This is a genomic window from Corynebacterium callunae, from assembly GCF_046592015.1.
Taxonomy (GTDB): domain Bacteria; phylum Actinomycetota; class Actinomycetes; order Mycobacteriales; family Mycobacteriaceae; genus Corynebacterium; species Corynebacterium callunae_A.
Genome location: NZ_JAWVOB010000010.1, coordinates 95,002 through 118,126, shown reverse-complemented (window position 1 = coordinate 118,126; position 23,125 = coordinate 95,002). Strand labels below are relative to the sequence as shown.

At 54.4% G+C, this 23,125-nt stretch carries 25 protein-coding genes; 17 read left to right on the top strand and 8 right to left on the bottom strand.

The annotated features are described in order from the left end of the window. Positions 1-6 precede the first annotated feature (6 nt). Positions 7-1,005, top strand: a complete 999-nt coding sequence (locus SFC07_RS11485) for a hypothetical protein (protein WP_411208399.1) — start codon at positions 7-9, stop codon at positions 1,003-1,005. Further along, positions 1,006-2,190, top strand: a complete 1,185-nt coding sequence (manA, locus tag SFC07_RS11480) for a mannose-6-phosphate isomerase, class I (protein ID WP_411208398.1) — start codon at positions 1,006-1,008, stop codon at positions 2,188-2,190. It begins immediately after the preceding gene. Between the two features lie 66 nt (positions 2,191-2,256). Here manA and SFC07_RS11475 read toward each other — a convergent pair whose 3' ends face one another. Further along, positions 2,257-3,012 (bottom strand): hypothetical protein, encoded by a 756-nt coding sequence (locus tag SFC07_RS11475; protein ID WP_411208397.1) that lies wholly within the window; start codon positions 3,010-3,012, stop codon positions 2,257-2,259. Positions 3,013-3,285: 273 nt separating this feature from the next. On the opposite strand from SFC07_RS11475, the gene SFC07_RS11470 reads away from it, so the two are divergent. The 9 genes from SFC07_RS11470 (at position 3,286) to secA (ending at position 13,952) form a co-directional block, all read left to right on the top strand. Beyond that, on the top strand, positions 3,286-3,639 hold the full coding sequence (locus SFC07_RS11470) for a hypothetical protein (RefSeq protein ID WP_411208396.1): 354 nt from the start codon (positions 3,286-3,288) through the stop codon (positions 3,637-3,639). Between the two features lie 144 nt (positions 3,640-3,783). After that, entirely contained in the window at positions 3,784-5,220 is a 1,437-nt protein-coding gene (gene ahcY, locus SFC07_RS11465; protein WP_411208395.1) for an adenosylhomocysteinase, read from the top strand. Continuing rightward, positions 5,220-5,831, top strand: coding sequence for a dTMP kinase (locus SFC07_RS11460; protein ID WP_411208394.1), 612 nt, complete (start codon positions 5,220-5,222; stop codon positions 5,829-5,831). Before ahcY ends, SFC07_RS11460 begins: the two co-directional genes overlap by 1 nt. Positions 5,832-5,855: 24 nt before the next feature. Next, entirely contained in the window at positions 5,856-6,536 is a 681-nt protein-coding gene (gene mtrA / locus SFC07_RS11455; RefSeq protein ID WP_411208393.1) for a two-component system response regulator MtrA, read from the top strand. A gap of 32 nt (positions 6,537-6,568) precedes the next feature. After that, positions 6,569-8,200, top strand: a complete 1,632-nt coding sequence (mtrB, locus tag SFC07_RS11450) for an MtrAB system histidine kinase MtrB (RefSeq protein ID WP_411208392.1) — start codon at positions 6,569-6,571, stop codon at positions 8,198-8,200. Further along, positions 8,197-9,891 carry an MtrAB system accessory lipoprotein LpqB gene (gene lpqB, locus SFC07_RS11445; protein WP_411208391.1) on the top strand — a complete coding sequence of 565 codons (1,695 nt, stop codon included), beginning with the start codon at positions 8,197-8,199 and terminating at the stop codon, positions 9,889-9,891. The genes mtrB and lpqB overlap by 4 nt, the downstream gene beginning before the upstream one ends. Beyond that, a complete protein-coding gene (locus SFC07_RS11440) occupies positions 9,891-10,481 on the top strand; it encodes a ComF family protein (protein ID WP_411208390.1) in 591 nt (196 codons plus the stop codon). Before lpqB ends, SFC07_RS11440 begins: the two co-directional genes overlap by 1 nt. A 142-nt stretch (positions 10,482-10,623) precedes the next feature. Then, positions 10,624-11,289, top strand: a complete 666-nt coding sequence (hpf, locus tag SFC07_RS11435) for a ribosome hibernation-promoting factor, HPF/YfiA family (protein ID WP_411208389.1) — start codon at positions 10,624-10,626, stop codon at positions 11,287-11,289. 125 nt (positions 11,290-11,414) lie between these two features. Continuing rightward, a complete protein-coding gene (secA, locus tag SFC07_RS11430; RefSeq protein ID WP_411208388.1) occupies positions 11,415-13,952 on the top strand; it encodes a preprotein translocase subunit SecA in 2,538 nt (845 codons plus the stop codon). Here the strand turns inward: secA and SFC07_RS11425 are convergent. After that, positions 13,949-14,329, bottom strand: a complete 381-nt coding sequence (locus tag SFC07_RS11425) for an Rv3235 family protein (protein WP_411208387.1) — start codon at positions 14,327-14,329, stop codon at positions 13,949-13,951. The genes secA and SFC07_RS11425 overlap by 4 nt on opposite strands. 85 nt (positions 14,330-14,414) lie before the next feature. Between SFC07_RS11425 and SFC07_RS11420 the strand changes: the two genes are divergently transcribed. Together SFC07_RS11420 and SFC07_RS11415 are read left to right on the top strand one after the other, a co-directional pair. Next, positions 14,415-14,858 (top strand): HAD-IA family hydrolase, encoded by a 444-nt coding sequence (locus tag SFC07_RS11420; protein ID WP_411208386.1) that lies wholly within the window; start codon positions 14,415-14,417, stop codon positions 14,856-14,858. Positions 14,859-14,860: 2 nt separating this feature from the next. Then, positions 14,861-15,367 carry a DUF6912 family protein gene (locus SFC07_RS11415; protein ID WP_411208385.1) on the top strand — a complete coding sequence of 169 codons (507 nt, stop codon included), beginning with the start codon at positions 14,861-14,863 and terminating at the stop codon, positions 15,365-15,367. Here SFC07_RS11415 and rsgA read toward each other — a convergent pair whose 3' ends face one another. Both rsgA and aroA read right to left on the bottom strand, forming a co-directional pair. Then, positions 15,368-16,357 carry a ribosome small subunit-dependent GTPase A gene (gene rsgA, locus SFC07_RS11410; RefSeq protein ID WP_411208384.1) on the bottom strand — a complete coding sequence of 330 codons (990 nt, stop codon included), beginning with the start codon at positions 16,355-16,357 and terminating at the stop codon, positions 15,368-15,370. Then, positions 16,350-17,642 (bottom strand): 3-phosphoshikimate 1-carboxyvinyltransferase, encoded by a 1,293-nt coding sequence (aroA, locus tag SFC07_RS11405; protein WP_411208383.1) that lies wholly within the window; start codon positions 17,640-17,642, stop codon positions 16,350-16,352. The genes rsgA and aroA overlap by 8 nt, the downstream gene beginning before the upstream one ends. Before the next feature lie 10 nt (positions 17,643-17,652). Between aroA and SFC07_RS11400 the strand changes: the two genes are divergently transcribed. Next, entirely contained in the window at positions 17,653-18,294 is a 642-nt protein-coding gene (locus SFC07_RS11400) for an SOS response-associated peptidase (RefSeq protein ID WP_411208382.1), read from the top strand. Here the strand turns inward: SFC07_RS11400 and SFC07_RS11395 are convergent. Continuing rightward, positions 18,291-19,403: an HNH endonuclease signature motif containing protein gene (locus tag SFC07_RS11395; RefSeq protein ID WP_411208381.1), complete on the bottom strand. Its 1,113-nt coding sequence runs from the start codon at positions 19,401-19,403 to the stop codon at positions 18,291-18,293. The two genes, SFC07_RS11400 and SFC07_RS11395, sit on opposite strands and share 4 nt — an antisense overlap. 165 nt (positions 19,404-19,568) lie before the next feature. On the opposite strand from SFC07_RS11395, the gene SFC07_RS11390 reads away from it, so the two are divergent. Both SFC07_RS11390 and rsrA read left to right on the top strand, forming a co-directional pair. After that, on the top strand, positions 19,569-20,195 hold the full coding sequence (locus SFC07_RS11390) for a sigma-70 family RNA polymerase sigma factor (protein WP_411208380.1): 627 nt from the start codon (positions 19,569-19,571) through the stop codon (positions 20,193-20,195). Continuing rightward, positions 20,192-20,461, top strand: a complete 270-nt coding sequence (gene rsrA, locus SFC07_RS11385) for a mycothiol system anti-sigma-R factor (protein ID WP_411208379.1) — start codon at positions 20,192-20,194, stop codon at positions 20,459-20,461. The genes SFC07_RS11390 and rsrA overlap by 4 nt, the downstream gene beginning before the upstream one ends. 52 nt (positions 20,462-20,513) lie before the next feature. Here rsrA and SFC07_RS11380 read toward each other — a convergent pair whose 3' ends face one another. Both SFC07_RS11380 and whcE read right to left on the bottom strand, forming a co-directional pair. Next, the gene (locus SFC07_RS11380) at positions 20,514-20,588 is read right to left on the bottom strand and encodes a 50S ribosomal protein bL37 (RefSeq protein ID WP_020948532.1); all 75 of its coding nucleotides are present in this window, start codon (positions 20,586-20,588) and stop codon (positions 20,514-20,516) included. Positions 20,589-20,687: 99 nt separating this feature from the next. Further along, the gene (gene whcE / locus SFC07_RS11375; RefSeq protein WP_015650583.1) at positions 20,688-20,948 is read right to left on the bottom strand and encodes a WhiB family transcriptional regulator WhcE; all 261 of its coding nucleotides are present in this window, start codon (positions 20,946-20,948) and stop codon (positions 20,688-20,690) included. A 584-nt stretch (positions 20,949-21,532) separates the two neighbouring features. Here whcE and SFC07_RS11370 point away from each other — a divergent pair. Further along, complete coding sequence (locus SFC07_RS11370; RefSeq protein ID WP_411208412.1) at positions 21,533-21,934, top strand: hypothetical protein; 402 nt, start codon at positions 21,533-21,535, stop codon at positions 21,932-21,934. Here the strand turns inward: SFC07_RS11370 and SFC07_RS11365 are convergent. Further along, the gene (locus SFC07_RS11365) at positions 21,931-23,124 is read right to left on the bottom strand and encodes a hypothetical protein (protein WP_411208378.1); all 1,194 of its coding nucleotides are present in this window, start codon (positions 23,122-23,124) and stop codon (positions 21,931-21,933) included. The genes SFC07_RS11370 and SFC07_RS11365 overlap by 4 nt on opposite strands. Between the last annotated feature and the right edge of the window lies 1 nt (position 23,125).

Sequence of the window (23,125 nt, the reverse complement as noted above, 5' to 3'; positions counted from 1 at the left end):
ATTCCCGTGGTGGATTCCTTTTATGACGGCTCACCTTATGATCAAGAGACCGTTCGATTTTATGATGTTGCCCTGGAAGGGGCTCAGGTTCGCCTCGTCGGCGGTTTTATGGAGGATGGCGGTTTCCGCACCTTGGAAGGCTTAAAACCGCGCAGCGTGGTGGTTTTGGTGAAAGGTGAAATTGCCCACGGCTGTGCCCGCTTGGTGGAAGCGCTGCATGCTCCCTTGCGTCAGCCTTTGGTGATTACGGCAACACTGCCTAGTTATATAGGTGCACTGGATGTGCTGGTGGTGGTAACTGAAGATGGCGGTGATGAAGACGCCCTGCGCGCATTGATCACTGCCGATCAGCGCGGAAGCACCAGTATTTTGGTGGGACCTGCAGCTGGCCCTTTGATTGAAGAGGTCCCTACCGACACCGTCGTGGTGCCCACCTTGCCCACCGCTGCGGGCATGTCGCCCGCCCGCGTGGTGGCGTCGATAAGCACTGTTATTGATCTTTTTGCCGAGGATCCGCACATCGTGGCTGCGCGATTGGAACATGTGGCCGGATATGTAAATGAGGAAATTGAGGCGCTTTCGCCGGAACGTGATGAACTTGTCAATCCCGGGCGAATGTTACGCAATTGGGTGGAGGGGCACCGTGTGATTCACAGTGGAGGCTCCGAACTTGGTATGGCAATAGCCAACGTTATGGCACCTTTGTGGAGTCGGCGCGGGTTGATCTCAGCGGTATTGGACTACCCAGAATTAGTGGTTTCTTTGCCGGATTTGCGCGGGGATAATAGTGGTCAGCATGACATCTTTTATGACCCATTCCTAGATGACAATCCGGGAGTGGTACCGTTTAGGGCTGTTGTCTGGGCCGAAGATGAGCCCGGAATACCCGACGCTATGGCGCAACAGTGCGATGGACCTAGCAAGGGACCGCTGGCCTCCGCACTGCGTTTATTAACGCGCGGACAGGCCGCCACTACGTATTCGGTTGAGGAAAAGGACTTGTAAATGGAGCTATTGGAAGGCTCGCTACGTGCCTACCCCTGGGGTTCACGTACCCTCATTGCGCAGCTTAAGGGCGAAGCAGCCCCAACTGCGCGACCAGAGGCAGAAATTTGGTTTGGGGCACACCCAGGATCCCCCTCAACTGTTAATGGAGTAGCCCTCAATACCCTCATTGCAGCTGATCCGGAGGCACAACTGGGTGCTCGTGTAGCCCAGAAATTTGCTGGCGAGCTGCCCTTTTTGCTGAAGATCCTCGCAGCTGACGCACCCTTGTCGCTGCAGGCGCACCCTTCCCTCGAGCAAGCTAAAGAAGGTTTTGCCCGCGAGAACGCAGCTGGCATTAACGTTGATGCGCCGGATCGCAACTACCGCGATCCCAACCACAAGCCAGAGCTCATTGTGGCGCTGACTGACTTTAAAGCGATGGCAGGTTTCCGTCCTCTGGCACGCACCATGGAGATTTTTGATCTGCTGGGCTGCGAGGAGCTAAACCGTTACCGCAGCATGCTCGCCGTAGAAAATGAAGAAGAATCCCTGCGAGCGCTTTTTACCACGTGGATTACCATCCCAATTCTCAAGCGCCATGAGCTCATTAATGCGCTGATGCAGGCTGCAGAGAAGTACTGCGTCACCCCAGATGCAGATGCTGAAGTTGTTGCTATTTTGCGCAATGTGATGGATCTTAATGATCGATACCCCGGCGATATCGGCGTGCTGGGCGCATTGCTGCTCAACTTCTACCGGCTTGCGCCTGGCGAAGCGCTATACCTCGACGCCGGCAACCTGCATGCCTATGTCAGTGGCCTCGGCGTAGAAATCATGGCTAACTCTGACAATGTGCTGCGTGGTGGCTTGACCTCCAAATACGTTGACGTGCCAGAACTGGTGCGCGTGCTCAATTTCAAATCCTTGGCCGATGCTTCCGTGCACCCCGAGCCCAAGGGTGCTGAGGTTCACTATGAGGTGCCCATTGATGAATTCCAGCTTGACCGCCTTGACGTTAAAGGCAGCGCGCAAGCCGAGCACGATGGCCCGATGATCATTATGTGCACCGCAGGTCACGCAACGCTGCAGTGTGCCGACGCTACCGTCGAGCTCACCCCGGGGACCGCAGCGTGGGTTCCTGCCAGTGACCCTGCCGTGTACGTTAGCGCTGCAGGTGCTGAGCTCTTCCTCGCCCGCGTCTAACCCCACGCTTTTCGACGCGCCCTAGGTGGGTGCCAAAAAATTACCCGGCTAAGTGCCGGGTTATTTTTATGGGCTCAGCGGAGCTTCGCTATCTGCAGGCTGATTAGGATTCAGTGGGGCAGTAGGCTCCTCCACAAAGTCGGTGGGAGGTGCTGGCGTTTCCGTCGGAGACGAAGGATCGCTGGTCTCTGTATTGTCCGGAGTCTCGGGCGGAGTTGAGGTTTCCGCGGGAGTGGTGGGATCTTCCGGATCGCTGGTCTCGGGAGTGTCAGAGGGAACGGGTTCTACAGGTTCCGATGGCTCAACTGGAGAAGGCTGCGTTACCGGCGGCACTGAGGTGCTCGGGTCGGTATTGCCCGGATTATTGCTATCCCGTGGCGACTCCGGATTGCTGGCAGGCAAGCTAGTTTGAGTTGTTGCCGCAGACGGGTTCCCAGAGGCGCTGGGGTCAGGGGCAGAAGTGCCATTGGTAGCACTGCTAGGTCGCGCCGATTGATAACCATAACCAGAGGGCGTGCCTGCTAAGTTAGTTTCGCCATTTCCCCCTGGACGCACATAGGCATTCGGAGGAAGATAAGGATCAGCGGTATCAACAGCTGCCAAAGTTTGGTTTTCTAGGTCCGGCGCCACGGCTGGCGTTTGGGTATCACCTGGGGATTCAAACCGCGCGGGCGTTTGGGTGGTAGACGTAGTAGGAGACATGGCAATATCAGAGGTGGGTCGGCTGGGGCTGGAAACTTTCCAGACCATAACTCCCAAAACGGTGGCAGCAAGACAGCCAACAACGATGAAGGTGAGAACTTTTAAAGTCTCAGATTTCAACGTATTTCGCCTCCGTAGTTATATTGGTTGTCTCGAAACAAAAGTAACAAGTTAATAACAAACGCTATCATGCTTTGGCGCTATTGGATAGGTGTGTCAAGAAAACCGCAGGTAGAGGCGTTGCTTTTGGGTCTTGACGCACCGTTAGGAAACTGAGATTTCTCAGCTTTTTAATTTGATAGGGTATCGGCAGAAAAACTGTTCAGCTACGCGCTTAAACTAACAATCCGCATAAGGTTTTTCCCAAAGAAGTTCTTTTAGAAAGGTCATGAAATGGGTGCATGGGATGATGCAATCCTCACTGAGGAAGTCAATGTAGATTTCCTCGATGAAATTGCCGAGCTTGATACCGACGACATCGTCGAAGCTCTGGAAGATGCCTGCTTGCTAATCATCAACCAGGACAAGGCAACTGAGGATGAGATCCTCAATGGCCAGGCTGCAGCCACCATCGCTGCAATTATTAATGGCGCCCCATACTCTGCTGGTCAGGTGCTGGAGAATTATCCTTTCATCCGCGAACTCATCGGCGAGGGCTCTGAAACCCTGCGGGCCGCTGCAGCTCGTGTGTTGGAAGAAGCCGATGTGGAGTATGACCTCGAGGCATACCTCGAGGCGCTTAACTAACTCGCTGTATGGTGTGGGCCTTTAGGTCCGCACAAGGCTAACAGCGCACACATAAGGTGGCACGCCCCTGCCTGGTAGAGCTTGACAGGTAGAGTAGGGCGCATCGAAAGTTTTACTCATTTTCTTTAAGGAGCACGCCAGGATATGGCTACGGTTAAGGACTTCAAGGTCGCCGATCTTTCCCTCGCAGAAGCAGGACGTCACCAGATTCGCCTCGCAGAATATGAAATGCCAGGCTTGATGCAGCTGCGCAAGGAGTATGCAGAAGAGCAGCCATTGAAGGGCGCCCGCATCGCAGGCTCCATCCACATGACTGTCCAGACCGCTGTGCTCATTGAAACCCTCACCGCACTGGGGGCCGAGGTTCGCTGGGCATCCTGCAATATTTTCTCCACCCAGGATGAAGCAGCTGCTGCCATCGTGGTCGGCGACGGCACCGTTGAGGATCCACAGGGCGTTCCAGTTTTTGCCTGGAAGGGCGAATCCCTCGACGAATACTGGTGGTGCATCAACCAGATCTTCAGCTGGGGCGATGAACTTCCCAATATGATCCTTGATGACGGCGGCGACGCCACCATGGCTGTTATTCGTGGCCGTGAATATGAAAAGGCGGGCGTTGTGCCACAGCCTGAGGCCAATGACTCCGATGAGTACATCGCTTTCTTAGGTATGCTGCGTGAGGTTTTGGCAGCAGAGCCAGGCAAGTGGGAGAAGATCGCAGAGGCCGTTAAGGGTGTTACCGAGGAAACCACCACTGGTGTGCACCGCCTCTACCACTTTGCTGAAGAAGGCGTCCTGCCTTTCCCAGCAATGAACGTTAACGATGCTGTCACTAAGTCCAAGTTTGATAATAAGTACGGTACCCGCCACTCACTGATCGACGGCATTAACCGCGCTACCGATATGCTCATGGGCGGCAAGAATGTCCTGGTCTGCGGTTATGGCGATGTGGGCAAGGGCTGCGCCGAGGCATTTGATGGCCAGGGCGCTCGCGTGAAGGTCACCGAGGCTGACCCAATTAACGCACTGCAGGCTTTGATGGATGGTTTCTCCGTGGTCACCGTGGATGAAGCAATCGCAGATGCCGATATCGTGATCACCGCCACCGGCAACAAAGACATCATCTCCTATGAGCAGATGCTGCAGATGAAGGATCACGCACTGCTGGGCAATATTGGTCACTTTGATAATGAGATCGATATGCACTCCCTGCTGCACCGCGATGACGTTATGCGCACCACCATCAAGCCACAGGTTGATGAGTTCACCTTCACCACCGGCCGTTCCATCATCGTGCTTTCCGAGGGTCGCTTGCTCAACCTGGGCAACGCCACCGGACACCCATCCTTCGTGATGTCCAACTCCTTCGCCGATCAGACCATCGCGCAGATTGAGCTCTTCCAAAACGATGGCGAGTATGAGAACGAGGTTTACCGTCTGCCCAAGATCCTGGACGAGAAGGTTGCCCGCATCCACGTTGAGGCACTCGGTGGCAAGCTCACCGAACTCAGCAAGGAACAGGCAGAGTACATCGGCGTAGACGTAGCCGGCCCATTCAAGCCGGAGCACTACCGCTACTAATGATTGTCAGCATTGAGGGCATCGACGGTGCCGGAAAAAACACCCTGGTTAGAGCGCTCACCGAAAAAATCGAGGCCACAGTTTTAGCGTTTCCGCGCTATGAAACCTCGATCCATGCACAGTTGGCTGCCGAAGCCCTGCATGGTCGCATGGGTGATCTCACCGATAGTGCCTATGGCATGGCCACGCTTTTTGCGCTGGACCGCCACGGTGCCCTCGATCAGCTGCACGCCCCCGGGTTGTTATTACTCGACCGCTACGTGGCCTCCAACGCGGCATATACCGCGGCCAGATTGCTTGACGACTCCGCCACGCAGTGGGTGGCTGAGCTGGAATTCGGCCGTCTAGGTTTACCGCGACCAGCCCTCCAAGTGTTGTTAGATACCCCTGCTGAGCTGGCCCAAGAAAGAGCGAGACGTCGAGAAGCACTTGATGTCGCGCGCACCCGGGACCGCTATGAATCCGACTCCGGGTTACAGGAGCGCACCGCTGCGCAATATCGCCGCTTAGCGGCGCAGCAGTGGGAATCTCCCTGGCTAGTTGCTGCCCCCGATGAGGATCCTGGCCATGTTGCCACCAGAATCATCGAATTCCTGGGTAGTATTAAATAACCCCGACTAGCTGGAAGGTGTCTCATGCCGCAGAAAATTCTCGTCGTTGATGATGATCCCGCAATCTCCGAAATGCTCACCATTGTGCTCAGCGCCGAAGGTTTTGATACCGTCGCCGTGACCGATGGCGCGCTGGCAGTGGAAACCGCCACCCGTGAGCAACCCGATCTCATCTTGCTTGACCTGATGCTGCCCGGCATGAACGGAATTGATATTTGCCGTGCTATTCGACGCGACTCCGCAGTCCCCATCATCATGCTCACCGCCAAAACCGACACCGTTGATGTTGTGCTCGGTTTGGAATCCGGTGCCGATGATTATGTAAACAAGCCTTTTAAGGCCAAGGAACTGGTAGCGCGCATCCGCGCTCGTCTGCGTGCCACGGTAGACGAACCCGGCGAAATCCTTGAGGTCGGCGATCTCTCCATCGACGTTCCCGGCCATACCGTGAAGCGTGGCGAAGAAGAAATTTCTCTCACCCCTTTGGAATTTGATTTGCTGCTTGAGCTTGCTCGCAAGCCCCAGCAGGTTTTCACCCGTGAAGAACTACTGGGCAAGGTGTGGGGTTATCGCCATGCCTCTGATACCCGCTTGGTGAATGTGCATGTGCAGCGACTGCGCGCCAAGATTGAAAAAGATCCGGAAAACCCCCAAATTGTGCTCACTGTGCGTGGCGTAGGATATAAAACCGGACATAGCGACTAATACCTGGATAAATAGAGGGGCAGTTTCCCATTTTGACCTGGCTTAAGCGACTTCGACATCGCTTTGTAGATAAATGGCGCACCTCTTTGCAGGTTCGTGTACTTGGATCGATCTTCACCGCCTCGGCGATTGTGATGCTCCTCCTTGGACTCGGCATGCTCACGGTTTTTACCCAGCGTTTGGTGGATCAAAAAATTGATATCGCCAACTCTGAAATCGACCGCGCGCGGGTGATTGTTGAAGATCAAATTGTCGCATCGGGTGCCTCAAGCTCAATGCAGGTGCGAGTTAACTCCGCCCGCGCTGCACTTTCCAGTTTGGGCACTGGTGGGGGAGCAGAGGTGAATGCTGCTTATGACGCCGTGGTTTTGGTCAATAGTGAAGACTTAGTGGTTTCGCCAGAAGGCTATGGTATTCCTGAGCGACTGCGCTTTTTTGTTTCCCAAGATCAGGTGTCCTATCAATTTGCCACTATCGATCAAGGCGACGGCTCTTCCTATAATGCGCTGATTATTGGCACACCCACCGATAGTGATATTCCGAATCTCCAGGTCTACCTGGTGTTTTCTATGGAAGGCGATGAAGCATCGCTGGCGTTGATGCGAGGTTTGCTCTCTGCAGCGCTGCTTATTGTGGTGATTTTGCTAGTCGGCATTGCCTGGCTTGCCACCCAACAAGTGACCACGCCGGTGCGATCGGCGAGCCGAATCGCCGAGCGTTTTGCGCAAGGAAAACTCCGTGAGCGCATGGTGGTTGATGGCGAAGACGAAATGGCGCGTTTGGCAGTGAGCTTTAATGCCATGGCGGAATCGCTTTCGGCGCAGATTAACCAATTGGAAGAATATGGAAATCTGCAGCGGCAATTTACCTCCGATGTTTCCCATGAATTGCGCACCCCGCTGACCACTGTGCGCATGGCCGCAGATCTTATTGCCGATAGTGGAGATGAGTTATCTCCAGGAGCACGCCGCGCCAGCGAGCTGATGATCCGCGAACTAGACCGTTTTGAATCGCTGCTAAATGATCTGCTGGAGATCTCCCGTCACGATGCCGGCGTGGCAGAACTCTCTACCGCCCAGCACGATATCCGCATTCCAATCCGTTCTGCCCTAGATCAGGTTGCGCATTTGGCACAGGAACTCTCGGTGGAGCTGGTGGTGGATATGCCAGAAGAATCGGTGATGATTAATGGCGATTCCCGTCGCATCGAGCGCATTGTGCGAAATCTGCTTGCCAATGCCATCGACCATTCCAAGGGCCATCCGGTGGAACTAAAATTACGCGCCACCGATGCAGCAGTAGCGATCGCCGTAATTGACCATGGCGTGGGCCTAAAGCCTGGACAAGACGAGCTGGTATTCAATCGCTTCTGGCGTGCCGATCCATCTCGCGTGCGTCACTCCGGTGGCACCGGTTTGGGATTAGCGATCTCCCGCGAGGACGCAGCGCTGCACGGCGGAACCCTCGAGGCCGCTGGCACCGTAGGTATCGGATCGATTTTCCGATTGGTGCTGCCCCGTGAACCTCATGGAGATTATCGACGTTCCCCGATTGCGCTCGTGGCACCAGAGAAGGCCTGGGAGGACATGGTGGAACCTGAGGTCATCGAGGCAGATGCTGTGGAGTCTGGGGCGATTGTGCACAAACAGGAGGAAACCCCATGAGGAAATTCACCCAGGTGATAGCTGTGGTGGCTGTGACCTCATTGATCGCTGGATGTTCCACGCTGCCCTCCAACACCGATCCGCAGGTGCTGCGATCTTTTAGTGCCGCAGATACCACCCAAGAAATCGCAGGACCAACACCTGGCCAAGATCCCGATTTGCTGCTGCGTGGATTTTTCGCAGCGGGGGCTTATCCCACTCAACAATATGAAGCGGCTCGTGCATATCTCACCGAGGCTGCCCAAAAGAGTTGGGATCCGGCGACCACAAACAGAGTTGTCGATCGTGTAGATCTAAATACTTTGCCTGGTTCCACAGATGAGGAACGTCGAATAGCAATTCGTGGCACCCAGGTGGGCACGCTGGGCAGCGGTGGGGTGTACCAGCCTGAAAATACGGAGTATGAATCTGAAATCACCATGCGCAAGGAAGATGGCGAATGGCGTATTGATTCGCTGCCCGATGGGGTGATCCTTGAGAGAAACGATCTGCGTAATCGTTATACTCCGCACGATCTTTATTATTTTGATCCTTCTGGCCAAGTTCTGGTCAGTGATCGTCGCTGGATTTTTAATGACACTCAATCGCTCGACACCATCATGATGTCTTTGTTGGTCAGCGGTCCTTCACCCTCGATCGCACCGGGTGTGGTGAATCAGCTGTCCAGCGATGCGACCTTTGTGGGATTAAACAATGGCGAATATCAATTCTCTGGTTTGGGCAATCTTGATGATGATGCCCGTCTGCGTTTTGCAGCCCAAGTGGTGTGGACCCTCGCCAATGCCGACATTGGTGGGCCCTATGCCCTGGTTGCCGATGGCGCACCGTTGCTTACGGAATTCCCTACGCTCACCCTTGACGATGTAGCCGATTACAACCCGCAGGCGTACACCAATACGGTTTCCACGCTCTTTGCTCTCAAGGATGGCGCAGTGTCCAAGGTGAGCTCGGGAAGTGTCACTCCGCTTCCGGGATTATTGGCTTCGGGATCAATTGGCTCGGTGGCAATTTCTACCTCCGCGAATGTGGTTGCCTCAGTGCGTTCGCGGGGTGAGGAATCTGTGTTGGCAGTGGGATCCTTGGAAGGATCTTCGGCCGATGTTTTGACCGCTGGCACGATTACTCGTCCGACTTTTGAGTATGAGGCAACGGCGCTGTGGGCGATTATCGATGGCGATACGCCTGTTAGAGTCGCGCGATCGGCAACTACCGGCGAACTGGTGCAATCGGAATCGGAGATTGCAATGCCTCGCGATGTCACGGGGCCGATCTCGGAATTCCAGCTTTCTCGCACCGGCGTGCGCGCCGCGATGATTGTGGAAGGTCGCGTTTATGTGGGAATTGTCTCACGGCCTAATCCGGGCGAGCGTCGCATTAGCAACGTCATCGAGGTCGCGCCTTCGCTAGGGGAGACCGCGCTAACAGTTTCCTGGCGACCCGATGGTTCATTGTTGGTGGGCACCTCGATTCCCGAATCGCCGATTTGGCGAGTGGAACAAGATGGCTCCGCGAGCACCGCTTTGCCGAGCGGGAATCTCAACGCACCAGTGGTCTCGGTGGCTAGTACCGCAACGACCGCCTATGCCACCGATGCGCATGCGATGGTGCAATTGCCGGCTTCTGATAATGATATTTGGCGTGAGGTACCCGGGTTGCTGGGTTCGCGCGCGGCACCGGTGGTTGCCTACTAATGGAATTATTGCTGCCTCGGGAATGCGCCGGTTGTGGGGTACCGGGCGCAGCGCTGTGCAGTTCTTGCCAACGGGTGTGGCGCACACCCCCTAAAAGGGTGGGGGTGGCAGTGGATTTTCCAGTGTGGTCTTTGTCTCCCTATGAGGGCCCGCATCGCAGTGTCCTCATTGCGATGAAAGAGCGCGGCCGGCGCGACCTTGCCGCTTACGTGGGGGCCGCAGTCGCAGCGTCGATAAGCTATTTGGCCGCTCAAGGTGAGGTTGAGCACGATATCACGCTGGTGCCCGCGCCCACTCGCGATGCCTCCCGCCGCCGGCGTGGCGGCGATCCGGTTGAGCGGGTGTGTTTAAAAACAGGCTTGTCGACGTTTCCCTGCTTGCGGATTTCGGCGCGCACACCCGATTCTGTGGGTCAAAGTGCGCAACAACGTCGACGCAATATGCGGGTGGAATTATTGCGTCGACCTCGGGGTTCGGTCCTCCTGGTTGATGATGTGGTAACAACGGGGGCAACCATTGCAGCATCTGCTGATGTTTTAAGATCAGCAGGTGTGCAGGTCAGAGGAGCTCTAACTTATTGCTACGCGTGAGTTGTCGCATAAAATTAGACCCCCATTGGCAATGTGGTTATGACCAGAAGTAATATAGGAAGTGAAGTTGATCGCGTCACCGTAGTAAGAGTAATTCCACTCACACGCCATGCGGTGGCCACAATTGGGAGGAGATGTAGAAATGACTACACCTGCTGAGAACAACACCCTTAGCCCTGAGGCCCAGGTGAGCATCACCGGCCGTAACGTTGAGGTTCCTGATCACTTTGCTGAGCGAGTGAATACCAAGCTGGCAAAGATTGAGCGCCTGGATCCTACGTTGACCTTCTTCCACGTTGAATTGCAGCATGAGCCAAACCCACGTCGCGCTGAGCAAAGTGATCGCATTCAGATCACCGCCACCGGCAAGGGCCACATCGCTCGTGCAGAAGCCAAGGAAGATAGCTTCTATGCAGCTCTTGAAACCGCACTGGGCAAGATGGAACGCTCTTTGCGCAAGGTTAAGGCACGCCGCAGCATCTCCCGTTCCGGCCACCGCGCACCTTTGGGTGCTGGCGAGGTTGGAGCCCTGCTCACCCAAGAAGAGTCCGCTCCTGAAAATGTGGGCAAGTACGATGTTGATCCTTATGCAGATAAGGTCGAGGACGTTGTACCAGGCCAGATCGTGCGTACCAAGGAGCACCCAGCCACCCCAATGAGCGTGGACGATGCCCTTTCTGAGATGGAGTTGGTGGGACACGATTTCTACCTCTTCGTTAATGAAGAGACCAACCAGCCATCCGTGGTGTACCGCCGTCACGCATTTGACTACGGCTTGATTGCCCTCGCGGCAACCGAAGAGGCATAAACTTCTTCACCTTTTACCCGTCGCCTGCAATTCGCAGGTGACGGGTACTCTGTTTTAAGGAACCCTGCGTACAATATAGGTTCGTTATCAAATTCCCGTTTTGCTATTAATAAGGACGACTGCTCGTGTTTGGATTGTCCAAGATGCTCCGCGTCGGCGAAGGCCGTGCCGTGAAGCGACTTCACAAGATCGCTGATCAAGTTATCGCTCTGGAAGATCAGATCGAAAGCCTCAGCGATGATGAGCTCAAGGCAAAGACAGCCGAGTTCAAGGAGCGCCTCGCAGGCGGAGAAACCCTCGATGAAATTTTCCTAGAAGCCTTTGCAGTAGCTCGTGAAGCCTCCTGGCGCGTGCTGGGCCAAAAGCACTATGCCGTGCAAATTATGGGCGGCGCTGCACTGCACTTTGGCAACGTTGCCGAAATGCGCACCGGTGAGGGCAAGACCCTGACCTGTGTGCTGCCCGCATACCTCAATGCTCTTGAGGGCAAGGGCGTGCATGTGGTGACCGTTAATGATTACCTGGCCAAGCGCGACGCCGAGATGATGGGCCGTGTGCACCGCTTCCTGGGCTTAAGCGTTGGTGTCATTCTTTCTGAGATGCAGCCAGCACAGCGCCGTACTGCATATGCTGCGGACATCACCTACGGCACCAACAATGAGCTGGGCTTTGACTACCTGCGCGATAATATGGCCCGCAACCTGGGCGATTTGGTGCAGCGTGGCCACAACTACGCCATTGTCGACGAGGTTGACTCTATCCTTATCGACGAAGCCCGCACCCCGCTTATTATTTCCGGCCCAGTTGAAGGCACCTCACCCTTCTACACCGCCTTTGCGCAGCTTGTGCCACGTATGACCAAAGACGTGCACTATGAAGTTGATGAGCGCAAAAAGACCGTGGGCATCAAGGAAGAAGGTGTGGAATTTGTCGAAGACCAGCTTGGTATCGATAACCTCTACGCCCCTGAGCACTCCCAGCTGGTGAGCTTCCTCAACAACGCAATTAAGGCAGAAGAGCTGTTCACTCGCGATAAAGACTATATTGTGCGCAATGGCGAAGTCATGATCGTTGACGGCTTCACCGGACGTGTGCTGGCTGGCCGTCGTTACAACGAAGGCATGCACCAGGCAATTGAAGCCAAGGAAAAAGTAGAGATCAAAAACGAGAACCAGACTCTGGCGACCGTTACTCTCCAGAACTACTTCCGCCTGTACAAGAAGCTTGCTGGTATGACCGGTACCGCCGAAACCGAGGCTGCCGAGCTACATCAGATTTATAAGCTGGACGTTATTGCAATTCCTACCAACCGCCCTAATCAGCGCGAGGACCTCACCGACCTGGTGTACAAGACCCAGGAAGCAAAATTCGCAGCAGTGGTAGATGACATCGCAGAACGCAGCGAAAAGGGCCAGCCGATCCTGGTTGGTACCGTCTCCGTTGAGCGCTCCGAATACCTTTCCCAGTTGCTCACCAAGCGTGGAATCAAGCACAATGTGCTTAACGCTAAGCACCACGAGCAGGAAGCACAGATCGTAGCTCAGGCAGGTTTGCCGGGAAATGTCACCGTTGCTACCAACATGGCCGGCCGTGGTACCGACATCGTGCTCGGCGGTAACCCCGAAGTGCTGCTGGATATTCGCCTGCGCGAACGCGGACTTGATCCTTTTGAAAATGAAGAGGAATACCAGGCCGCTTGGGACGCTGAGCTGCAGGGAATGAAAGAGCGCTGCGAGGCTCGTGGTGATAAGGTGCGCGAAGCTGGCGGACTCTACGTGCTGGGCACCGAGCGCCATGAATCACGCCGGATTGATAACCAGCTGCGTGGTCGTTCCGGCCGTCAGGGCGATCCGGGAGCAACCCGTTTCTACCTTTCCATGCGCGATGACCTGATGGTGCGCTTTGTTGGCCCCACCATGGAAAACATGATGAACCGCCTCAATGTTCCAGATGATGTGCCAATCGAGTCCAAGACTGTCACCAACTCCATCAAGGGTGCTCAGGCGCAGGTGGAGAACCAGAACTTCGAAATGCGTAAAAACGTGTTGAAGTATGACGAAGTCATGAACGAACAGCGCAAGGTTATCTACGGCGAGCGCCGCGAGATCCTTGAGTCGGCAGATATCTCTCCTTATATCCGCAACATGATCGAAGAGACCGTGGGTGCCTATGTTGATGGTGCAACCGCACACGGTTATGTCGAAGACTGGGATCTGGACAAGCTGTGGAACGCCCTCGATGCGCTCTATAGCCCGTCGATCACCTGGCAGTCCCTCGTTGAAGGCAGCGAATACGGCAAGCCAGGCGAGCTCAGCGCTGAGGATCTGCGTACCGCTTTGGTTGCCGATGCTCAGGCTGAATATGCCAAGCTTGAAGAAGCCGTAACTGCGATCGGTGGCGAAGCACAGATGCGCAATATCGAACGCATGGTTTTGATGCCAGTTATCGATACCAAATGGCGCGAGCACCTTTATGAGATGGATTATCTCAAGGAGGGTATTGGCCTGCGTGCGATGGCACAGCGCGACCCATTGGTGGAATACCAAAAAGAGGGTGGCGATATGTTCAACGGCATGAAGGACGGAATCAAGGAAGAAACCGTGCGCCAGCTCTTCCTCCTGCGCAAGCAGTTTATCAAGCAAGAAGAAGATGCCAACGCTTAAAAAACTCGAAAATTAAGCATTTTCCATATGCCGTCCGCTTCCACCAAGCGGGCGGCATATGCCGTTCTGCGCTCTTGGAGGGCAATACTGCCGCACACTTCAGCCGAATTTTCGGAGATTTGAATATGGCAGGACATGAGTTTCGCCACCTCTAGACCACCTAGTTTTCTCCGCGCGGCGATGTGCGCGCGCACCGGAGCGTCGAAACGCTTAGGGTGCAGGGTGGTCACCGGCCGCAATCCGTACGCAGAGTCCAGCGCGACGCGTACCAGCGCCGATACCTCGCGCGGCACGGGGGAGCGATCGCGCGACCGGGGGATGATGGGGTCGGCGATGAGGTATTTCAGGTGGGTGAAACCGGGGATGGGAATGAGCATGAGAAATCTCCTTGGGTGCTAAACCCAAGACAAAAGACGCTCCACCCCGAACTGTGCGACAATCGAAACACAGATTACGACTATTATGTCACGAGAGAATACAAAAGAAAGGGAAAAAGTGCGCGGACTAATTGTGGACTATGCCGGAGTTCTAGACGGTACAGATGAGGACCAGCGCCGTTGGCGCAATCTTTTGGCAGCAGCCAAGAAAAACGGAGTTGCCACCGCGGTGTTGAGCAACGATCCAGGCGGGCTCGGCGCAGCGCCAATCCGCGAGCTTGAGACCAACGGGGTAGTCGATAAGGTGCTGCTCTCTGGCGAAATCGGCGTCGAAAAGCCCGAGGAAGCCGCTTTCCAGGCCGCCGCGGACGCCATCGACCTGCCCATGCGTGACTGCGTGCTTGTCGACGATTCCATCCTCAACGTCCGTGGTGCCGTTGAGGCCGGACTAGTAGGCGTTTACTACCAGCAATTTGACCGCGCAGTGGTCGAGATTGTCGGACTTTTTGGTCTAGAAGGTGAATTCTAGTTTTGCGCGTTTATATCCCCGCCACTTTTTGCACTCTGCGTGGCCTAAATGAATCCGGCGTCATCACCGCACGCTCCGGATATGGCTTTGCGGTAACCCCCGCGCTCCTCGATTTCTACACTGAAGGCGACGAAGAAGAGATCGCCCACGCAGCATTTCAAGATGCTGCCGAGGCCTCTATTCGCTTGCTAGCTGTGGGCGATGAGGAACAATTCCCATATCGCCGAGTCGTCGTCTCTGCCGATATTGATGATAAAAACATCACATTCCAGCCCGAAAACGGCGAATCAGTAGTAAAGCTCACCCCAGCTCAAATCAACCTCATTGACGTTGCCGCCATTCACATCGACGTTGAAGCTTCTGAAGCGGATACCAAAGCAGCGATCGCTGTTATCGATGAGTCTGACCTCGGGGAAGAGGATGCAGAACTCATCGTCGGCGATGCCCAGGACAATTTCATGGCCTGGTATGACCCCGAAGAGCTGCCCTTTTTGGTAGAGCTGCTCTAATTACATATCCCAGGCGTCATTACTACGCAACGCCACCAACAGTGCGCGCACGGCCTCGACCCGGCGCGCGCTGGCGCCTTCTAGCTGGTCCAAACCACATTCGGGATCCGCGGGAGGGCCCATATGGGAACAACCGCGAGGGCAATTCTCTGCAGCCAGCGCCAAATCTTCAAACACTCCGACCACGGTATCGGCATCAACATGGGCCAAACCGAAGGAACGGATGCCTGGAGTATCGATGATCCAGCCATCATCGATAGCCAGTGCCACCGACTGAGTCGACGTATGTCGACCCTTGCCAACACCTGACACCACCCCAGTTTCGCGATCTGCGTTAGGAACCAGACGATTGACCAGCGTCGACTTACCTACACCAGAATGGCCGATCAACGCGGTGATATGCCCCTGTACGACCTCCAAAACGGGATCTAGGGGATCATCGACACCACACACCACAACGGGAATCTCAAGAGCTTCAAACTCCGCAGCGAATTCAGAGGGATCCGCCAAATCTGACTTTGTCAGACACAAAATTGGTTGGAGATTTCCGACAAAAGCTGCGATGAGTGCGCGCTCTACAAAACCCGCCCGAGGCGGCGGATCGGCGACAGCTGAAACAATAAGCAACTGATCCGCATTGGCGACAACAATTCGCTCATAGGGATCGGTGTCATCAGCTGTTCTTCGAAGTACGCTAGTGCGCTCCTCAAGGCGCACAATACGCGCTAAGGACCCAGGACGACCAGAAGTATCTCCCACGACGCCTACGCGGTCACCAACCTCGATAGCGGTGCGTCCGAGCTCGCGGGCGCGCATGGTAACGATGGCCTCTTTACGACCATCAAGAACAACACCCCAGCGACCACGGTCTTTGGTAACGACCATGCCGACAAGTGCGTCATCATGTGATGGGCGATCTTTGGTACGTGGGCGCGTGCCCCGACCTGGGCGAACCTTGACGTCAGATTCGTCATAGCTGCGCTTAGCCAACCATTTCCTCCCAGAGTTTTTCGAAACCAGGGAAAGTCTTGGCGGTGGTTTGGATATCTTCTACCTGCACGTCATCAACAACAAGTCCGATGATTGCGCCAGCGGTTGCCATACGGTGATCGGCGTAGGAACGCCAAGCCCCGCCATGGAGTTCAGCTGGTTCGATGAGGAGACCATCGCTTAGCTCCGTGCACTTACCGCCGAGACGATTGATCTCGGTGGTAAGTGCAGCTAGACGGTCAGTTTCATGTCCGCGTAGGTGAGCGATGCCCGTAAGGCGGGATTCGGTAGTTGCCAAAGCTGCAAGAGCTGCGACGGTGGGAGTGAGTTCGCCGATATCGCTCATATCTAGGTGGATGCCTTTGAGCGACACAGGTCCGGTCACAGCGAGATCATAGCTATCACCAGATGCGATCAATTCAACCGCACATCCCATGGTTTCCAGGATCGAGCGAATGGTGTCGCCTGGTTGGGTTGTTGCGCGAGGCCAATTCTTAATGGTCACAGTGCCACCGGTGACGGCAGCGGCCGCAAGGAATGGGGTTGCGTTGGACAAATCTGGCTCGATGCGCAAGGTCCTGCCGTTAATTTCACCAGGATGAACGGTCCACTGGTTCTCGGAAACGTCGACCTTAACGCCTGCTTGGCGCAACATGTCCACGGTCATCTCGATGTGGGGAAGACTTGGGAGGCGTCCACCTACATGCTTAACCGTCACTCCATTCTTAAAACGAGCAGCGGAAAGCAAGAGCCCGGATACAAACTGCGAAGATCCGGAAGCATCGATTTCAACGACGCCACCATCCGGGATTTCACCCGCGTTGACGGTGAAAGGCAGAGAGTTGTTTTCTACTTCCACACCGAGGGTACGAAGTGCATCTAAGATGCTCTGCATTGGACGGAGACGAGCTTGGGGATCGCCGTCGAACTCCACTGGACCAGACGCAAATGCAGCGACTGGGGGAAGGAAACGCATAACAGTTCCAGCCAAACCGCAGTACACGGAGCCAGCAGACAAGCTTGCCGGTTCAACGAGGTAGTGGGTGGTGGACTCGTCGGTGATTTTGGTGCCCAGGCTGCGCAATCCATCGGCCATGAGATCGGTATCTCGGCTGCGAAGGACATCAACAATTGACGATGGTCCCGAAGCTAGAGCTGCCAAGATCAAGGCACGGTTAGTAATAGATTTGGAACCAGGGATTACTTGGTCCCAAACAATGGGGCCGCGAGCGCGCGGGGCATCCCATAATGGCAAAGAGGTAGGCAAATCGGTCACACAGTACATAATAGGGGGTATGTGTGGAAGATTCGTTTTGTTCACTACCGGTGATTCTTTAATTGAAGCAGCGGAGACCTTTGTGGGTCGGCCAGTCACGGCGCCACAGGGAACTCCTGGACCCCGATATAATCTGGCTCCTACGCAGATAGTGCCGATCGTTCGTCCCGGAGAGGAAATGCTCCTGGAACCAGCACGATGGGGACTATTTCCGCATTGGAAGAAGGATGATTCAGGCCCTCCTTTGTTTAATGCTCGTGGTGAAACTGTCGCTGAGAAACCTTCCTTTCGGGACTCTTTTAAACAGCAACGCTGTGTAATTCCTATGGATGGGTATTACGAGTGGCATGAGAAGAAGCCACATTTTGTCTCTTTAGGAGACGAAGTTATGTGGGTTGCTGGGTTGTGGTCGACTGGTCTAAATCAGGTTTCAACAACAATGGTGACTACGGAATCTATTGAACCAATTGCCTGGTTGCATAATCGTTTGCCGCGGTTCTTGGAACAGTCTGAGGTGGAACAATGGTTGTTCGGATCTGCAGAGGATGCGAAGGAGATGTTGCATCCTGTTTCTCAAAGCTGGGTGGAAAGGTTGAACGTGCGTGAGGTTTCCTCAGCTGTGGGAAATGTTGCCAATGACCATGCGGGGCTGTTGGATTAGGCGGCGATCTGGCGGTTTATATATGCGCCGAAGGTAGTGCCCCAGGATCTATGTGAGCGTGAGAGCGGGCCGTCTGGGGTCGTGGTGATGGGGAGACCGTCGATGATGAAGAGGATGTCTCCATTAGGCAGGGGATAACACTTCAGGCGACCTTCGGTCTTTTGGATGTGGTGGAAAACGCACAGTGGGTGGAGATTCCACACGGTGGTGGGTCCGCCGTCCTTCCACGGAATGATGTGGTCTAACTGGCAGTTTTTCACGTCCACGCAACAACCAGGGACGCTACAGGTGGTGAATTTTCCTTTGACGAAGAGCCTAATTTCTGGGGTTGGGGCATAAGCGTCGGTAAATGCGAACTCCGCCTTGTCCATATCGCGGAAGGACGTGACGCGCTCCTTCCAAAAAGCTTGTTGCTTTGCGGTGAGCCAATATCCGCCTTCCAGGTATTCGGGGCAGTCACCGGCCCCGTAGGTGTTGAGCACTACTTTGGTGGTGAGGCCACGCACTAGGTTGAGCAACGCAGAACCGGGCGCGCAGTCTTTGTCTTTGACCATGTGTTCGAGTGCGGTTTTGATCTCAATTGCTTCATCTTCGGCGGCATCTACGGTGATGCTGATGCTGTCATTTTTATTGCGGCGATAGCGGATAGTATACGGTTTTTCCACTGTGGGGGCTTCTACTGGTGGGCACTGAATGGCTATGAATTTGCGCAGCATAGCTGCGATAGAAGGCGCCTGAGGCAGTGCCTGGGCCTCCCTTGTAGGGGTCAGGTAAGAGACCAGGTAGGCGTCGAAAAGCGCGCGCTTTTCTGAAGGTATTTTCCGGGCGGTTTTGGTGATGGTGTTTATTCGGGCCATGTCGAGGTGGCTGAGGTCTTTGAGAAGCTCGTGGAATTTAGGCAGGTGGGGGAGCATACACATGCTAAAAAGGCAGGCAGCGATGAATTTGCGGGCGAGGCCGGAGCGTGCGTTAATTTTGTTGATGACCGTTGCTAAATCCTCGTTGTCATCCGGTTTGAGGCTTTGCCAAAATTCCAGCTCACGCCGGTTAGCTTTGATGATCTCAGTGCTCAGCGGGTCATTTGGGTTGCTGACGGTGTAAAAGAACATTGTTTTCTCCTTAGTGAGGGGCATACGTATGTTCTAAACCATGGGTGGGACACGGCGGGGGTAAAGCGAGTTCAATCCGCAGCTTAGGTGTGTTAAGCACTACCCCCGCGGGGAAGTGAACGGGACCAACGTAGAATGGTCAAGACGCATTCTGAAAGGGGCCACATGGCTGAGAACCGAACCGGCGCAGTCGATGGAGATGCTCTGGCTGCCCGCTTTGAAGAGGAAGTATTGCCGCTCCTCGACCAGCTTTACGGCGGTGCGCTGCGCATGACGCGAAATCCCGCTGACGCTGAGGATTTGGTGCAAGACACCTACATCAAGGCATATCAAGCTTTTGCGAGCTTTAAGCCTGGTACGAACCTAAAAGCGTGGCTTTATAGGATCATGACCAACACCTATATCAACATGTATCGCAAAAAGCAGCGCCAGCCTTCTCAAACTTCTGCGGATGAAATTACTGATTATCAGCTAGTGGAATCGCAATCGCATACCTCTACAGGCTTGGAATCAGCCGAGGTTGAGGCATTGAAGAACCTTCCCGATGGGCAAATTGGGGAAGCGATGAATCAACTCAGCCCGGAATATCGCATGGTGGTCTATTATGCCGATGTGGAAGATCTTGCGTACAAGGATATTGCCGAAATCATGGATGTTCCGCTGGGGACAGTGATGTCTCGGTTACACCGTGGAAGAAAACAGCTACGCGGGATGTTAAAGGAAGTAGCGAAGGAACAAGGCATCGGCCTTGGACATCCCGACATGAAGGAAAATTCGGAGGCTAAGAAATGACAGATCCCACTCGTGGCGTCTCGCGAAACGAATGCGACTGCCCTGAATTCTTCGATGATATGCATCAGCTACTTGATGAGCAGCTTTCGGCCGATGAGTGTGCGCGTCTGCGCTCTCATGCGGAAGACTGTCCAAAATGCATGCAGCTGTTAGAAGCAGAGGCTGAGTTTCGTAGTCTCTTGAGAAAATGCTGCTGTGAATCCGCTCCGACGGAATTGCGACAGCGAATCTCATATCGAATTCGGGTCGAGTACAAGGAAAACTAAAAGGGTATTAAAAAACCGCCAGGAAGAAAAATCTTCCTGGCGGTTACTCCTTTTAGGAGTTAGGGCGACGTCCGTGGTTGGCGCCCTTTTTGCGACGGTCCTTGCGCTTGCGTCCTCGCTTGCTCATGAGTCCTCCTTATAGTTCAGATGTTGATCAACTTAAGATACTTTAGCCGTTGCTCATCAGTGGAACAAAGATGAGGTCTCAAGGCACTTTAAAAATGCTTTAGACGGTGATGCGTGCACGGCCGCGGCCGCGGTTCTTGCGACGCTTAAGAGCGCGACGCTCGTCCTCGCTCATGCCGCCCCAAACGCCGGCATCCTGACCGGTCTCAAGAGCCCATGCAAGGCACTGAGAGGTAACAGGGCAGCGGTTGCAAACCATCTTTGCAGATGCAATTTGTGCAAGAGCTGGGCCGGAGTTTCCGACAGGGAAGAACAGCTCGGGATCCTCTTCGCGGCAGATAGCCTCGTGGCGCCAATCCATTTCGATAACTCCTTTTCAATAAAGCTTGATAATTTCGGTCCGGGCGCGCAGCAAAGTTGACCTATGAGGAAGGTCAGATGAGTGGTTTTTGATACCCGAAATTGACAAAAGAGATGCGATTCGCATCTTCTGGTTTACCTGGGGTTCATGTTGCGCTGCACCGGAGTTAAGAATCAGTTTTTCCTGAGTTCTTTTTGGTACTTGGAAATAATGTCATGTACAGCCCGAGTTGGCTAGACCTGAAGTCCATTTTGTAATAGACATCACATAAAAAGCATGAATTTTGCTGCATGGTTTATTCAATTTTGTGGGGTGGACCACATTATTTGGGTATGTAATTTCCCTAAAAACTTCCTACTACCACTAGTTTCCCTAAATGGTGTTTAAGAGCGTTGGCTGAAGGAGTGTCAAATTCCTATTAACTTGCCTCGGAAACCATTGTCAGCTGGTGCAATGCAAAACTGTTCACCCTGTGTACAAAGTGAACATTTTGTACACTTCCGCCTTAAAAATCTCCGCAACTTAAGACAGGGAATCAAAGCAGTGAAAATGAACGGCTAGAATCAAAGCCCGTGACCACTCATATGCCTGCATCCATTCGCTGGGCCGGAATCATCGCCCTCATTCAATCCGCTATCGGTTTCGCATACGCGCTTTTTCTCATTTATAGGGAAGCGACCGGCAAAACCGACCCCAGCATCGTCTACACCACCGCAGAAGCAAATACCTGGGTCGGATACGGTACCGCAGCATTTTTCATTGTGGTTTTCGGAACCGTCGCAGCCGGCGCCCTCAATATGATGAAGGGACGCCGCTGGGGTAGGGGCGCAGTGGTAATGCTCAACCTCATCCTGCTGCCCGCCACCTATTACATGTTCATCGAAGGACGCATGCTCTGGGCAGTTGTCACCGGGATTTCAGCGATCGCTGTTCTCGGTATGCTTTTTAACCCCCGCGCCGTGCATTGGGCGAACACGGCCTTCTAGGCCAGTGCTACTACCTCGGTGCCACGCTTTTCGACGAAAACCTCGCCGGCTACGCCTAAGAACACAGATCCTTGGTATCCGCCTCGATCGATCGGGATCGTGCGAATCACCTCGCCGGTATCCCAGTTTGCGATATTAAGTCCAGCTTCCGTGGGATAAACCAGCTGGCCATCAATTCCAACGCCGGTGCCGATCGCATCTTCAAAGACCTGTCCCACGGTCAAATTAGTAGGTGTAAACAGAGTCAAACGATCGCCGTCGAACCAGCTCATATGATGCGGAAGATCCCCAGTAGCTGCCTGGAATGGAATATCTGGCAGTGTGGTGGCACTTACGGACTGTTCACTCAGCTTTTCGCCGGTGTCCCTAAAGGAAACAATCATCGGCTGGGGATCGGTGACGTAAACCGCAGCAGCAGTTTGACCAATCGCCACGAGGCGTCCATCGGGGATAGCAAAGTTTTGGCTGATCTCCGGAACTCGCGAATCTTCCGGAGTGGTGTTTTGGAGACGCAGATAACTGGCGCCATCGGGGCAGGTTTCCGTAACGGCCAAAAGATCCTTGCGGGTCAGCGCAGACGTTAAAGAGCACTCCGGGTTGGGTTGTTGATCAGCTTCCTGCACAGCTTCAACTTCGCCATATTCTACGGTTCGCACCAAATCTGAGCGCCACAGTTCAACTCTTTCGGTGCCCAAGATTCCGACGCTATCGTTCGAGGTCACCGGAACGACATCTGCGCTGGCGATAGCACTGCGAGTGGCTTTATATTGCCCATCAGTTGCGTTGATCGCCACTACATCGCCACAGCCCACTCCGGTCTTATACGTAGCTACAGCGGCGTCAAATGCGGTTGAGAGGGCACAGAGCTCATCTGTGCGGTCATAGCTCCACAACTGATCTCCCGCGGGAGTAAAGCTCTTTATATTCGACCCATCTGCAGTGACAATCACACCGGCAGAAATTGATGGTCGAAAGTTCGTGGAGGTATCGGCACTACGCCACACCTCACTTAGCTCATTGGGAACAGTGAGCAGTGTGCCAGTTGCGGTGAAAGCTTCGTTCGCAGGATACAGCTCGGCGTCTCGAATCGGAGCCGTAGCCCACACAGTGGCGACACCAATAACAGAGACAGCTGCGATCGCTGCTGTTGCAATAAAATCCGTTCGGGTGCGTCTAAGAATCTTGGCCACG